The sequence below is a fragment of the Variovorax sp. GW823-FHT04F07 genome, from assembly GCF_058795995.1.
On sequence record NZ_JBXAIG010000004.1, the window covers coordinates 300,210 to 312,524 of the forward strand.

The 12,315-nt window shown below is 70.2% G+C and carries 14 protein-coding genes; 12 read left to right on the forward strand and 2 right to left on the reverse strand.

What is annotated here, in order from left to right; genetic code table 11:
- Positions 1–7: 7 nt before the first annotated feature.
- Positions 8–595, reverse strand: a complete 588-nt coding sequence (locus AC1RAA_RS20490) for a GDP-mannose pyrophosphatase (protein ID WP_492730329.1) — start codon at positions 593–595, stop codon at positions 8–10.
- 79 nt (positions 596–674) lie between these two features.
- Between AC1RAA_RS20490 and AC1RAA_RS20495 the strand changes: the two genes are divergently transcribed.
- The 6 genes from AC1RAA_RS20495 (at position 675) to pyrF (ending at position 5,439) form a co-directional block, all read left to right on the forward strand.
- Entirely contained in the window at positions 675–1,442 is a 768-nt protein-coding gene (locus AC1RAA_RS20495) for a DeoR/GlpR family DNA-binding transcription regulator (RefSeq protein ID WP_390347890.1), read from the forward strand.
- Positions 1,443–1,537: 95 nt separating this feature from the next.
- Complete coding sequence (locus tag AC1RAA_RS20500) at positions 1,538–2,509, forward strand: DMT family transporter (protein WP_492730331.1); 972 nt, start codon at positions 1,538–1,540, stop codon at positions 2,507–2,509.
- On the forward strand, positions 2,502–3,212 hold the full coding sequence (tsaB, locus tag AC1RAA_RS20505; protein ID WP_492730333.1) for a tRNA (adenosine(37)-N6)-threonylcarbamoyltransferase complex dimerization subunit type 1 TsaB: 711 nt from the start codon (positions 2,502–2,504) through the stop codon (positions 3,210–3,212). The genes AC1RAA_RS20500 and tsaB overlap by 8 nt, the downstream gene beginning before the upstream one ends.
- On the forward strand, positions 3,209–3,751 hold the full coding sequence (gene rimI / locus AC1RAA_RS20510; protein WP_062483095.1) for a ribosomal protein S18-alanine N-acetyltransferase: 543 nt from the start codon (positions 3,209–3,211) through the stop codon (positions 3,749–3,751). The genes tsaB and rimI overlap by 4 nt, the downstream gene beginning before the upstream one ends.
- Positions 3,748–4,581, forward strand: coding sequence for a uracil-DNA glycosylase family protein (locus AC1RAA_RS20515; protein WP_492730335.1), 834 nt, complete (start codon positions 3,748–3,750; stop codon positions 4,579–4,581). Before rimI ends, AC1RAA_RS20515 begins: the two co-directional genes overlap by 4 nt.
- Positions 4,582–4,614: 33 nt before the next feature.
- Positions 4,615–5,439, forward strand: coding sequence for an orotidine-5'-phosphate decarboxylase (pyrF, locus tag AC1RAA_RS20520; RefSeq protein ID WP_062477481.1), 825 nt, complete (start codon positions 4,615–4,617; stop codon positions 5,437–5,439).
- A 7-nt stretch (positions 5,440–5,446) separates the two neighbouring features.
- On the opposite strand, the gene AC1RAA_RS20525 is transcribed toward pyrF, so the two are convergent.
- Positions 5,447–6,181: a helix-turn-helix domain-containing protein gene (locus AC1RAA_RS20525; protein ID WP_070063207.1), complete on the reverse strand. Its 735-nt coding sequence runs from the start codon at positions 6,179–6,181 to the stop codon at positions 5,447–5,449.
- Between the two features lie 138 nt (positions 6,182–6,319).
- On the opposite strand from AC1RAA_RS20525, the gene AC1RAA_RS20530 reads away from it, so the two are divergent.
- From AC1RAA_RS20530 to AC1RAA_RS20555, 6 genes are all read left to right on the forward strand, one after another.
- A complete protein-coding gene (locus AC1RAA_RS20530; protein WP_095747243.1) occupies positions 6,320–7,177 on the forward strand; it encodes a hypothetical protein in 858 nt (285 codons plus the stop codon).
- 63 nt (positions 7,178–7,240) lie between these two features.
- Positions 7,241–9,196, forward strand: coding sequence for an MFS transporter (locus tag AC1RAA_RS20535; RefSeq protein ID WP_492730338.1), 1,956 nt, complete (start codon positions 7,241–7,243; stop codon positions 9,194–9,196).
- 210 nt (positions 9,197–9,406) lie between these two features.
- A complete protein-coding gene (locus tag AC1RAA_RS20540) occupies positions 9,407–9,853 on the forward strand; it encodes a hypothetical protein (RefSeq protein ID WP_062477469.1) in 447 nt (148 codons plus the stop codon).
- The gene (locus tag AC1RAA_RS20545; RefSeq protein WP_062477466.1) at positions 9,850–10,650 is read left to right on the forward strand and encodes a DUF2145 domain-containing protein; all 801 of its coding nucleotides are present in this window, start codon (positions 9,850–9,852) and stop codon (positions 10,648–10,650) included. Before AC1RAA_RS20540 ends, AC1RAA_RS20545 begins: the two co-directional genes overlap by 4 nt.
- 43 nt (positions 10,651–10,693) lie before the next feature.
- Entirely contained in the window at positions 10,694–11,803 is a 1,110-nt protein-coding gene (locus tag AC1RAA_RS20550; RefSeq protein WP_492730340.1) for a serine endopeptidase, read from the forward strand.
- Positions 11,804–11,894: 91 nt separating this feature from the next.
- A complete protein-coding gene (locus AC1RAA_RS20555) occupies positions 11,895–12,272 on the forward strand; it encodes a DUF3597 domain-containing protein (RefSeq protein ID WP_056516779.1) in 378 nt (125 codons plus the stop codon).
- The last annotated feature ends 43 nt before the right edge of the window (positions 12,273–12,315 follow it).

The window sequence follows — 12,315 nt, forward strand, 5'->3', positions numbered from 1 at the left end:
CCGCGGATTATCCCGGCGCGAAAACGTGCAGCTTCGCGTGGTACAGCAGCATGATCGTCTTGGCGTCGGCGATGCGGCCGTCGGCCACCATGGCCAGTGCCTCGTCGATGCCCAGCTCGAGCACCTCGATGTCCTCGCCCTCCTCCGCCAGCCCGCCGCCCGCGCCCACGCGCATCGAGGCCTCGTAGGGCGCGACGAAGAAGTGCAGCTTCTCGGTCACCGAGCCCGGGCTCATGAAGCTCTCGAACACCTTCTGCACGGTGCCGAGTCGGTAGCCCAGCTCTTCTTCCACCTCGGCGCGGATGCGTTCCTCGGGCGCGGCGTTGTCCAGCAGGCCCGCGGCCGCCTCGATCAGCAGGTCGTCATGGCCGTTGACGAAGGCCGGGTAGCGGAACTGCCGCGTGAGCAGCACCGTGCGCTGCCCGAGGTGATAGGGCAGCAGCGTGGCGCCGTTGCCGCGGTCGTAGGTCTCGCGGTGCGTGCGCTGCCACTCGCCGTCGTTGCGCCGCCAGTCGAAGGCGGTGGTGCGCAGCGTGTACCAGTTGTCGGACAGGAGGGTGACTTCGTGCACCCGGACGCGGTCGTGAATGGTCATGGGCGGCGAGCATAAAACCGAATTCGTGCAATATCAAGAAGATTCGTGCAATAACGTGCAAACCCGTTACCATCGGCCCATGCTCACCCGACCGCGCAAACAACACATCCTCTCGGTCCTGCGGCGCGACGGCCAGGTCGTCGCCAAGGCGCTCAGCGAGGAACTGGCCCTGTCCGAAGACACCATCCGCCGCGACCTGCGCGAGCTCGCGGCCGAAGGGCTGCTGCAGCGCGTGCACGGCGGCGCGCTGCCGGTCGCGGCGGCCGAGGCCGACTTCAGCGGGCGCCAGCAGCTCGCGCCCGACGAGAAGGTGGCCATCGGCCGCGCCGCCGCGCGCCTCGTGAAGCCGGGGCAGGTGGTGTTCATCGACGGCGGCACCACGGCCGTGCAGCTGGCGCGCCACCTGCCGCTCGCGCTGCAGGCCACGGTGGTCACGCACAGCCCGTCGGTGGCGGTCGAGCTGGCGGCGCACGCCGGCATCGAGGTGGTGCTGATCGGCGGGCGCCTCTTCCGGCATTCGATGGTGGCGGTCGGTGCGGCGGCTATGGCGGCCATTTCACGCATCCATGCCGACACCTACTTCATGGGCGCCACCGGCGTGCACGCCGAGGCGGGCCTGACCACGGGCGACGCGGAAGAGGCCGAGATCAAGCGCGCCCTGATGGCCGCGGCGGCCGAGACCGTCGTGCTGGCTTCGTCCGAAAAGCTCGGGGCCGCGTCGGCGTGGGTGGTGAACCCGCTGGCGGACGCGACGCAGCTGCTGGTGGCGCCGCAGGCCTCCGAGCAGGTGCTGGCGCCGCTGCGCGCGGCCGGGCTGGCGATCCTGCGCGCCGACGAGGCCGGCTGATTCGCCCCGCCCCTGCGCGGCCGGGGCCTGCCCTCGATAATGGCGGGATGCCCGCCGCGCCCCCGCAGACCTCCCCGCCCCTCCTGTCTCCCCGCATGCTCGGCATCGGCGCGGCCGTGGTCACCGTCGTGGTCTGGACCGCCTTCATCCTCATCGCGCGCGCCTCGGCCGCGCGCTCGCTCACGCCCTTCGACCTGGCCTTTGCGCGCGTCTGCGGCGCCAGCCTGGTGCTGGTGCCCTGGGGCGCGTGGCTGGCCACGAAGCACCGCGGTGCCGTGTCCTCGTTCTTCGGCCTGTCGCCGCTGTCGCTGCGCATCACCGCCACGGCCGGCATCTTCGGCGGCGTGGCCTACGCACTCATCGCCTACAGCGGCTTCTTCTTCGCGCCGGCCGGCCATGCGGCCGTGCTGATGCCCGGCAGCCTGCCGCTGTGGACCACGCTGCTGGCCGCGCTGGTGCTGCGCGACCGCATCACGCCCACGCGCGCCATCGGCTTGGCGATGATCGTCGCGGGCGACCTCGTGGTCGGCGGGCGCAGCCTGCTGCACGCCTTCGAGGGCGGCGAGGTCTGGAAGGGCGACCTGATGTTCATGGGCGCCGCCTTCTGCTGGGCCTGCTACAGCGTGGTGGCGCGCCGCCACGGCCTGGACGCCGTGCGCGCGACCATCGCCATCACCGTGTTCGCGCTCATGACCTATGTGCCGGTCTACACCTTGCTCGTGGTCTCGGGCGCCGTCGTCAGCCACATCGGCAGTGCGCCGTGGGGCGAGGTCGCATTCCAGATGGCTTTCCAGGGCGTCGGCTCGGTGGTGATCTCGGGCATCACCTTCACGAAGATGATCCAGCACTTCGGCCCCGTGCGCACCACGATGATCACGGCGCTGGTGCCGGGCCTGTCGGCCTTCGGCGCGGTGCTGTGGCTGGACGAACCGATGCACTGGAGCCTGGTCGCCGGCCTCGCGCTGGTGACGGCCGGCATCCTGTTCGGCGTGCGCGCGGCGGCCGTGCGCGTGGCGCCGGTCTGCCCGACGCCGTGCCCGGCGGGAATGGGGCGTCCGAATGTCTGACAAGCTCCTGGCCTTCGACACGAGCACCGAGCACCTGTCGGTCGCGGTGCGCCACGGCGACCGCGTGCTGGCGCACAGCGGCGTGGGCGGCGCGCAGGCGTCGAGCACGCTGCTGCCATTGATCCGCGAGCTGCTCGCCGACGCGGGGCTCGCGCTGGCCGAGCTCGACGCCATCGTCTTCGGGCGCGGCCCGGGCTCCTTCACCGGCCTGCGCACCGCCTGCTCGGTGGCGCAGGGGCTGGCCTTCGGCGCCAAGGTGCCGCTGCTGCCGGTCGACACCCTGCTGGCCGTGGCCGACGAGGCACGCCATGCCTTCGGCGCGCAGCGCGTGGTGGCCGTGCTCGATGCGCGCATGGACCAGCTCTACGCCGCGCACTACGACTTCGACACCGCCGGCCCGTTCGGCGGCGACCCCGAGCCGCTGCTGCTCGCCCCCGAGGCGCTCGAGGTGCCGGCCGGCTGGGCGCTCGCTGGCAACGCCTTCACCGCCTACGGCCCGCGCCTGGCGAGCGCCACGGCGCGCCACGAAGTGCTGCCCACGGCCGCCGCCATGCTGCGGCTGGCGCCCGCGCTGCTCGCGGCCGGCCGCACCGTGCCCGCAGCACAGGCCTGGCCACTGTATGTTCGCGATAAAGTGGCGCAAACCACCGAGGAACGCGCCGCCATCAAGGCGGCGGCCGCCGTTCCGCCGAACCCCGCATGAGCGCCGTCCTCCAGTCCGTCGAAGCCCGTCTTGAACCGCTCACCGTCGAGCGGATCGATGCCGTGTGCGCGGTCGAGCAGACGGCCTACACGCACCCCTGGACGCGCGCCAACTTCACCGATTCGATGGCCGTGGGCTACCACTGCCAGTGCCTGCTGGCGCCCGGCGTGGCGCCGGGTGTCGAATCGCCGTGCACCAGCCTGGGCGAAACGCTGATCGGCTACTTCGTCGCCATGAAGGGCGTGGACGAGGTGCACCTGCTCAACATCACCGTGGCGCCGGCTTTCCAGCGCCAGGGCTGGGCGCCGCTCATGCTCGAGGCGCTGGCCGGCTGGTCGCGCGGCGAGGGCGCGCTGTGGCTGTGGCTCGAGGTGCGCGAAAGCAACCGGCGCGCGCTCGACATCTACCTGCGGCAAGGCTTTCGCAGCGTCGGCGTGCGCAAGGGCTACTACCCGGCGTTCGACGGCAAGCGTGAAGACGCGGTCGTCATGAGCATGCGCCTCAACGAAACAGGCTCCGCCTGGGGAGCTTTGCGATGACGGACACCGCAGTCCACACCCTGCGCCTGGACGCGCGCCAGCGCGCCATGCTCGACGAGATGGGCGTGAAGGTCTGGTGGCCCGTGCCGCCGGAACCCGAGATCGAAGTCGAAGCCGAGCCGGAGGCTCCCGTGGCCGCTGATTCGGGCATGCCCGACATGCCCGAAGGCCCGCCGTTGGAACTCGACGAGCGCGACCAGCCGTACGACGCGCCGCCTCCGCCTCGCCCGGCCCCGGCGCCTGCCGCCCGCCCCGTGGCCGCCCCGGCACCGCGTCCCGTGGCGGCACCGCCCGTCGCGCAAGGCGCCGCCGTGCTGGTCGAAGCACCCTGCCGCCTGTACGCCGACAAGGCCGATGCTGCGGCGCCGGTGCAGGGCGGCTGGCTGGTCGTGGCCGACATGCCGCCCGAGGCCGACGGCCGCCACGGCGAGCCCTTCGCGGGCGACGCCGGCCGCCTGCTCGACAACATGCTGCGCGCGCTGAAGCTGCACGACGGCCGCACGCCCGTGCACCTGATGCGCACGCACCGCGGCGTGGCCGCCGGCCAGCCCGGCAGCCCGCAGCCGATCGATGCCGCCTTCGACGCCCACGCGGCGGCGCTGGCGCCGTGCGTCGTGCTGGCGATGGGTCCGCTGGCCGCGCAGAGCCTGATGCAAAGCCGCGATCCGCTGGGCAAGCTGCGCGGTCGTGCCGTGCCGCTGGCGTCGGCAAACGGCGTGCCGGTGGTCGCCACTTACCACCCCGCCTACCTGCTGCGCAACCCGGCCGACAAGGCCCGCGCCTGGGCCGACCTGTGCCTGGCCGCAGAGCAGGCCACCCCCACGGACTGAGAGTGGCGGGCGGGGTCCGTAAAATCGGGCCCCATGACTTTCCTCGACAAGCTGGCCGCTGCACAGCAAACCAACGGTTCGTTGCTCTGCGTGGGCCTCGACCCGGAGCCAGCCAAATTCCCGGGGGCGTACAAGGGCGACGCCAGCCGCATCTATGACTTCTGCGCGCGCATCGTCGACGCGACGGCCGACCTGGTCATCGCCTTCAAGCCCCAGATCGCCTACTTCGCGGCCCACCGCGCCGAAGACCAGCTCGAACGCCTGATGGAGCACATGCGCCGCAACGCGCCCCATGTGCCCACCATCCTGGACGCCAAGCGCGGCGACATCGGCTCCACCGCCGAGCAGTACGCGCTCGAAGCCTTCGAGCGCTACGGCGCCGACGCCGTGACCCTGTCGCCCTTCATGGGCTTCGACTCGGTCGCGCCCTACCTCCAGTACGAAGGCAAGGGCGCCTTCCTGCTGTGCCGCACCAGCAACCCTGGCGGTTCCGACCTGCAGGGCCAGCGTCTGGCCAGCGTCGAGGGCCAGCCCTTCCTGTACGAGCACGTCGCCCGCCTGGCGCAGGGCCCGTGGAACCTCAACGGCCAGCTCGGCCTCGTGGTGGGCGCGACCTACCCGGCCGAGATCGAGCGCGTGCGCGAACTCGCGCCGACGGTGCCGCTGCTGATCCCGGGCGTCGGTGCCCAGGGCGGCGACGCGGTCGCCACCGTGCGCGCCGGCTGGCGCGCCGACGCGCCGATCATCGTGAACTCGTCGCGGGCGATCATCTACGCCTCGTCGGGCGAAGACTTCGCCGATGCGGCGAAGAACGCCGCGCGCACCACGCGCGACGCATTGGAAGCAGCGAAGCCCTGACGGGCCTTCAGTTCCGTCGCAGGCGGGTGAAGAGCTCGAACTCCCAGTTGCGCATGCCCAGCAGCAGGGTGTAGCCCTCGCGGTCCTTGGCCGACAGCTTCTGGTCGGTCTGGTGCTGCTGCGCAAAGTCTTGCGCCACGCGCTGCAGCCGCTCCATGAAGGCGGGCGCGAGCGACCGGCTGATCGAGCCGTGCACCAGCAGCAGCCCTTCGGCCGGGCCGTCGAAACCGCCCTTGTAGTAGTCGAGCACCACGTTCTCTCGGAAGAACTCCATCACCGGGCCGTGCGGCCGCCAGCGGAAGGTCTTGGCGAGCTTCAGGCGGTACCGGTTGAGCGGACGCAACTCGATGATGCCGATGCGGTCCAGCTGCGCCAGGCAGCCGATGCACTCGGCCTCGGTGATCCGGTACGACGCCACGATCTGCTCCAGTGTCCACTGGCTCAGCACGCTGATCGCCACCAGCAGCAGCTTCTTGTCCTTGACCACGGCCTTTTCCTGCTCGTGGGTCAGCTCCTTCAGCAGCGGCTGGGCGTCGGCCACGCGCCGCGCCAGCTCGGCGAAATCGATCTTCAGGGCGCGGCAGATCGCATCGACGCGCGACAGCGGCATGTCGCTCTTGGCCAGCATGCGCTTGACGCTGGACTCCGCCATGTCCAGCGACCGGGCCAGGTCGGCATACGTCATGCGGGCGCTTTTGAGTTCGTTCTTGAGGGCCTGGACCAGATCGACGGTGGTGCTCATGAAGGGAGGGTACGGGTTGAAGGTATAGAAAAAGGATACCGAAGGGAGTGAAATAGTGCCTCGTATCGATTCTCGATGCCTGGGGGAGGGCTGGCAACTAGATTCCACCCGCCAGCCACCACCCCACCGAGGAACGCCATGCTTCTGCCCACCCTGACACGCCGCGAACGCGGACTGTTGTTCACCTTCGCGCTGCTCTTGCTGATCGCCTTCTTCGGCCCGGCGCTGCCGGCCGCCGACGTGGCGATCGCCTCCGTGTTCGCCGACAACCGGCCGCTGTTTCACCTGCCCAACGCGATGGACGTGCTGAGCAACCTGCCGTTCCTGGCCATCGGCTGCCTGGGGCTGTACCGGCTCAACCGCATCGACCGCTCGCACCAGGAGGCACTGGCCGGGTTCCCGCTGGCGCCGCCCGCCAACGACCCGCCCGACAACACGCTGGACTGCGCCTGGCTGTTCTTCGCCGGCCTGATCGCTACCGCCGCCGGCTCGGCCTTCTATCACCTGATGCCCGACGCGCCCCGCCTCGCCGCCGACCGCGCCGGCATGGCCGTGGCCTTTGCGGGCCTGATCGGCATCGCGGTCTGCGAGCGCGTCAGCCAGCGCGCCGGCTGGCCGGCCGCCTGGTTCGTGCTCACGGCCGGCCTGCTGGCGGCCGAGGTCTGCCAGGAAACCGGCAACGTGCTGCCCTGGGCGCTGGTGCAGTTCGGCGGCATGGCGGTGGTGCTCACGCTGGCACTGGCCACGCCGATGCGCGGCGCCGTCGGGCTCAAGCTGGGCTGGGTGATCGCGTTCTATGTGGTGGCCAAGGCCTTCGAACTGGGCGACCACGCCATCTACGAAGCCACCGGCCACCTCGTGTCGGGCCACACCCTCAAGCACCTGGTGGCGTCGCTGGCCGGCCTGCCTGTGCTGATGGCGCTGTACCGCCTCGAAAAGGGCTGGCGCGCCACCCTGCTGCGGCACAATCCCGACCCAGCCGCCATCGCGGCATGACGCGGCTTGGCCACTGGAACGCCCGTGGCGCAGCGGTAGAAGACAAAGAGGAGATTGCATCGCATGACAACCCCCGCCGCCGCCGCGCCCGCGCCCGTGGTGCATGAGCCCAACGCCCACGCGAACCAGTTCGCGCTGCTCGGCCAGCGGCGCTTCGCGCCCTTCTTCTGGACCCAGTTCGCGGGGGCCGCGAACGACAACCTCTTCAAGTTCGCCTTCACCGTCATGGTGACCTACCAGCTGCAACTGAGCTGGATGCCGCCGGCGATGGCGGGGCTGGTGATCGGTGCGCTGTTCATCCTGCCCTTCCTGCTGTTCTCGGCCACGGCCGGCCAGCTGACCGACAAGTTCGACAAGACGAAGATGATCCGCTTCGTCAAGAACCTCGAGATCGCGATCATGGTGATCGCCGCCTGGGGCTTCGTGCGCGCCGACGCGGTGGTGCTGCTGGCCTGCGTGTTCCTCATGGGGCTGCACTCCACGCTGTTCGGGCCGGTCAAGTTCGCCTACCTGCCGCAGGTGCTCGACTCGCGCGAGCTCACGGGCGGCAACGGCATGGTCGAGATGGGCACCTTCGTCGCCATCCTGCTGGGCCAGGTGGCGGGCGGGCTGCTGGTGGCGATGCCGCAGATCGGCCACACCACGGTGGCCGTGGCCTGCCTGCTGCTGGCGCTGGTGGGGCGCGGCGTGGCGCAGGCCATTCCGCCCGCGCCGGCCACCGATCCCAGCCTGGTCATCAACTGGAACCCCTTCAGCGAAACCTGGCGCAACCTGATGCTGGCGCGCGAGAACATCGTGGTGTTCCGCTCGCTGCTGGGCATCTCGTGGATGTGGTTCTTCGGCGCGGTGTTCCTGAGCCAGTTCCCCAGCTTCGCAAAGGAAGTGCTGCACGGCGACGAGCAGGTGGCGTCGCTGCTCTTGGTGGTGTTCTCGGTGGGCATCGGCGTGGGCTCGCTGCTGTGCGAGACGCTGAGTCGTCGTCAGGTGGAAATCGGCCTGGTGCCGCTGGGCGCCATCGGCATGAGCGTGTTCGCCATCGACCTGTACTTTGCCTCGCGCGCCTTGCCGCCTTCGGCCGGCATGGGCCTGGGCGCTTTCGTCCACCAGGCCGCGCACTGGCGCGTGATGGCCGACCTCGCGCTGCTGTCGCTCTTCGCGGGCCTGTACAGCGTGCCGATGTACGCGCTGATCCAGCTGCGCAGCCAGCCCACGCACCGCGCACGGATCATCGCGGCGAACAACATCCTCAACGCGCTCTTCATGATCGGCAGCTCGGTGCTGGCGGGCGCGCTGCTGGGCGCGGGCTTCACCATTCCGCAGATCTTCCTGTTCACCGGCATCGCCAACGCGGTGGTGGCGTTCTACATCTTCATGCTGGTGCCCGAGTACCTGCTGCGCTTCGTGGCCTGGGTGTTGTCGCGCTTCGTGTACCGCTTCGACATCAAGGACGATCAGCACATTCCCACCGAGGGCGCCGCCGTGCTGGTGTGCAACCACGTGAGCTTCATCGACGCCGTGCTGCTGATGGCCGCGAGCCCGCGCCCGATCCGTTTCATCATGGACCACCGCATCTTCAAGGTGCCGGTGCTCGGCTGGCTGTTCAAGCTGGCCAAGGCCATTCCGATCGCGCCGCAGAAGGAAGACCCGGCGGCGTACGAGGCGGCCTTTGCCAAGGCCGTCGGCGTGCTGCGCGAGGGCGACCTGCTGGGCATCTTCCCCGAAGGCGCGATCACGCGCGACGGCGAACTGCAGCCCTTCAAGGGCGGCGTGATGAAGATCCTCGAAGGCGCGCGCGCCGAAGGCATCGAGCCGCCCGTGGTCCCGATGGCGCTGACCAACCTCTGGGGCTCGTACTTCAGCCGCATCGAGCTGCGCGGCGGTGAGCGCGTGGCCATGGCCAAGCCCTTCCGCCGCGGCCTCTTCAGCCGCGTGGGCTTGCGCGTGGGCCACCCCGTGGCGCCGCAGGAAGTGCAGCCCGAGACGCTGCGCCAGCGCGTGGCCGGCCTGCTGGCCTCCTGAGGCGTGCGCCCCAAAGTATCTCTTCGGGATACTGCGGGACGCCAGGATCGCAACTGGTTGAAGTATTCGAGCCCCGCGGCGTGAAGGCGAACCATCATTCGCTCACCTTCACTGCGCCGCGAGGCCTTCATGCAACCCCTCTCATCCTCCACCGCTTCGATCATCCCGCGCGGCCTGCCGGCTTCGCGCAAGACCGCCCTGGCGCGGTCGATGGCCGCCCTGGCCTTCGCCGCCTGCGCCGCGTTCGCGGGTGTCGCGACGCCGCTGCCCGCACGGGCCCAGAGCGAGGCCTCGGCCGCGCTGTCGCTGCTGCCCGTGGCCTCGGTGGTCGGTGCCGCGTCGGTCGTCGGGGCGTCGGCTACCGCGGTGGTCGCCGTGCCCGCGGCGCTGTCGGTGGGCGGCTCGGTGCTCACCGTGATCGCGGTCGAGGCTTCGGTCGACGGCACCGTCTACCTGCTCGAACGCGCCTCGGACGGCGCCCGCGCCAGCGTCAAGGTGATGGGGCGCGCCACCCGTGGCGTGTCGGCGGCCGCCGGCACGGCCGTGGTCGTCAGCGTGATCGGCACGGGCGTCGTGCTCTCGGCTGCCGGCGAGGTGCTGGCCTTCGTGCCCAACGCGGTCGGCCGCGCACTGCTCCACAACGAAAGACTGTCGTGAAACCCGCCCTGCGTCCCGCGCTGCTGCTGGCGTTCGCCATCGCTGCGGTGCTGCCGCTGCAGGCGAATGCCGGCCGCTCGTGCGAACAGGTCAGGCCGACGCCGGCGCTCATCGTCAAGGGCATGCAGCTGGCCGAGCGCACCTCGCAGCAGCTCGACGCGAGCGGCGCGCGCGTCGTCATCCTGGCGCGCGCCGGACAGGACCTGAGCAAGTACGGCCTGCGCTACTCGCACCTGGGCATCGCCTACAAGACCGACGAGGGCCCGTGGCGCGTGGTGCACAAGCTCAACCACTGCGGCACCGCGGTGGCCGCGGTCTACCGGCAGGGGCTGGGCGAGTTCTTCCTCGACGACCTGTGGCGCTACGAGGCCGCCTGGTCCGTGCCCACGCCGGCAGTGCAGGCGCAGCTGATGGCCGCGCTGCGCGAGCCCGATGCGCGCCTCGTGCGCCTGAACGTGGCGCCCTACAGCATCGTGAGCTACGCCTGGGGCCAGAAGTACCAGCAGTCGAACCAGTGGGCCATCGAGACCCTGGCCGCCGCGATGGAACCCGCCACCATCGGCACCCGCGCGCAGGCGCAGGCCTGGCTGCAGTTCAAGGGCTACGAGCCCACCACGCTGAACCTCGGCCCGCTGACCCGCCTGGGCGGGCGCGTGGGCTCGGCCAACATCGCGTTCGACGATCATCCGAACGAGAAGCGGTTCTCGGACCGCATCGAGACCGTGACCGTCGACTCGGTGTTCGCCTGGCTGCCGCGTGCGGGCTTAGGCGCGGCGCCGGTCACACTCAAGCTCTGAGCGAAGAGAAGCAACGAAGAAAAGAAAGAATGAAGGAAAGACCATGAGCAAATCCCTGCGCCTGTCCGAGAAGTGGTTCCGCCGCGGCCTGTGGCTGGTGGCGTTCGTGTTCGCGAGCTTCCTGATCGGGCTGGGCAGCACGATCGTGGGCGACCTGCCGCAGGTCGAGCGCGTGCGCGTGCTCGACGACTTCATCGACAAGCCTGCGGCCGAGCCGCTGCGCGCCACCATCAAAGCCTCGGAGGCCGCCGAGCTGCAGGCCTCGCGCGACCTCGACCAGGCGCAGCTGCAACTCAACACGGCGCAGCAGGCCAGCGCCAACGCGCGCGAGACCTTCGGCAACTGGATCGCCACGCGCCGCGCCACCGCGCAGCCCGACCAGGACACCGAGCTCATCGCGCGCACCAAGGCGCTCGACGCCTTCAAGCAGAAGGAAGACGCGGCGCAGCGCAAGGCCGACGCGCAGCGCCAGATCGCACTCGACGCGCGCCAGGCCGAGCAGCGCGCGCGCGCGGCATTGGGCGTGCTGGAGCACGACGCGCAGCAGCGCCTGGACGCCGAGTACCGCCGCGTCGAACTGCGCGTGTTCGGCTACCGGCTCGCGCTGACCCTGCCGCTGCTGCTGGTGGCCGGCTGGCTGTTCGTGAAGAAGCGCAAGAGCACCTACTGGCCCTTCGTGTGGGGCTTCATCTTCTTCGCGCTCTTCGCCTTCTTCGTCGAGCTGGTGCCCTACCTGCCGAGCTATGGCGGCTACGTGCGCTACGTGGTGGGCATCGTGCTCACCGTGCTGGTGGGGCGCTACGCCATCGTGGCGCTCAACCGCTACCTGGCGCGCCAGAAGCTCGCCGAGCAGCAGCCCGACCAGGTGCGCCGCGAAGAGCTGAGCTACGACGTCGCGCTGGCCCGCCTGGCCAAGAGCGTGTGCCCCGGCTGCGAGCGGCCGGTCGACCTGAAGAACAACGAGATCGACTTCTGCCCGCACTGCGGCATCGGCCTGTTCGACCACTGCGGCCACTGCAGCACGCGCAAGAGCGCGTTCTCCAAGTTCTGCCACGCTTGCGGTACCTCGGCCGCTGCGCAGGTGCCACATACACCTGTGACCGGCACTGCGCAATCGGTCACGCCGGGCGCACCGGTTCAGCCGGCCACGTAGCGAAAGCGCCGCACGGTCGTGCTACAACCCCGGGCTGCGTCACGCAACGCCGTGCCGCGGGTTTTCCCATTCACATTGACGGAGCACACCCATGAGCATTTTCGGCAAGATTTTTTCCAAGATTTTTCCGTCGGCCAACGCCGCTGAAGTCGTCGCCGCACCGCCGGCGGCTGCACCCGGCGCGCCGGCCGCTGCCGCACCGCCGCCCGCGATCCCGCTGGGCGACGTGCCCGCCGTCCTGGACGCGATGCCCGGTGCCGCCGGCCTGAACTGGCGCACCTCGATCGTCGACCTGCTCAAGTTGCTGGGCCTGGACAGCAGCCTCGCCGCGCGCAAGGAACTGGCCAGCGAAATCCTCTACAGCAACGGCGAACCGGGTTCGGCCGAATGGAACATCGGCCTGCACAAGCAGGTGATGACTCGCATCGCCGCCAATGGCGGCACGCTGCCGGCCGAACTGCGCGACTGATCGTCCCGCCACCCACGCAGCAAAAAGCCCGGCATGCCGGGCT

What these genes read in the sequence shown, in the direction of transcription:
- AC1RAA_RS20490 (WP_492730329.1), bottom strand. Translation starts at nt 595, where the DNA reads ATGACCATTCACGACCGCGTCCGGGTGCACGAAGTCACCCTCCTGTCC.
- AC1RAA_RS20495 (WP_390347890.1), top strand. Translation starts at nt 675, where the DNA reads ATGCTCACCCGACCGCGCAAACAACACATCCTCTCGGTCCTGCGGCGC.
- AC1RAA_RS20500 (WP_492730331.1), top strand. Translation starts at nt 1,538, where the DNA reads ATGCTCGGCATCGGCGCGGCCGTGGTCACCGTCGTGGTCTGGACCGCC.
- tsaB (WP_492730333.1), top strand. Translation starts at nt 2,502, where the DNA reads ATGTCTGACAAGCTCCTGGCCTTCGACACGAGCACCGAGCACCTGTCG.
- rimI (WP_062483095.1), top strand. Translation starts at nt 3,209, where the DNA reads ATGAGCGCCGTCCTCCAGTCCGTCGAAGCCCGTCTTGAACCGCTCACC.
- AC1RAA_RS20515 (WP_492730335.1), top strand. Translation starts at nt 3,748, where the DNA reads ATGACGGACACCGCAGTCCACACCCTGCGCCTGGACGCGCGCCAGCGC.
- pyrF (WP_062477481.1), top strand. Translation starts at nt 4,615, where the DNA reads ATGACTTTCCTCGACAAGCTGGCCGCTGCACAGCAAACCAACGGTTCG.
- AC1RAA_RS20525 (WP_070063207.1), bottom strand. Translation starts at nt 6,181, where the DNA reads ATGAGCACCACCGTCGATCTGGTCCAGGCCCTCAAGAACGAACTCAAA.
- AC1RAA_RS20530 (WP_095747243.1), top strand. Translation starts at nt 6,320, where the DNA reads ATGCTTCTGCCCACCCTGACACGCCGCGAACGCGGACTGTTGTTCACC.
- AC1RAA_RS20535 (WP_492730338.1), top strand. Translation starts at nt 7,241, where the DNA reads ATGACAACCCCCGCCGCCGCCGCGCCCGCGCCCGTGGTGCATGAGCCC.
- AC1RAA_RS20540 (WP_062477469.1), top strand. Translation starts at nt 9,407, where the DNA reads ATGGCCGCCCTGGCCTTCGCCGCCTGCGCCGCGTTCGCGGGTGTCGCG.
- AC1RAA_RS20550 (WP_492730340.1), top strand. Translation starts at nt 10,694, where the DNA reads ATGAGCAAATCCCTGCGCCTGTCCGAGAAGTGGTTCCGCCGCGGCCTG.
- AC1RAA_RS20555 (WP_056516779.1), top strand. Translation starts at nt 11,895, where the DNA reads ATGAGCATTTTCGGCAAGATTTTTTCCAAGATTTTTCCGTCGGCCAAC.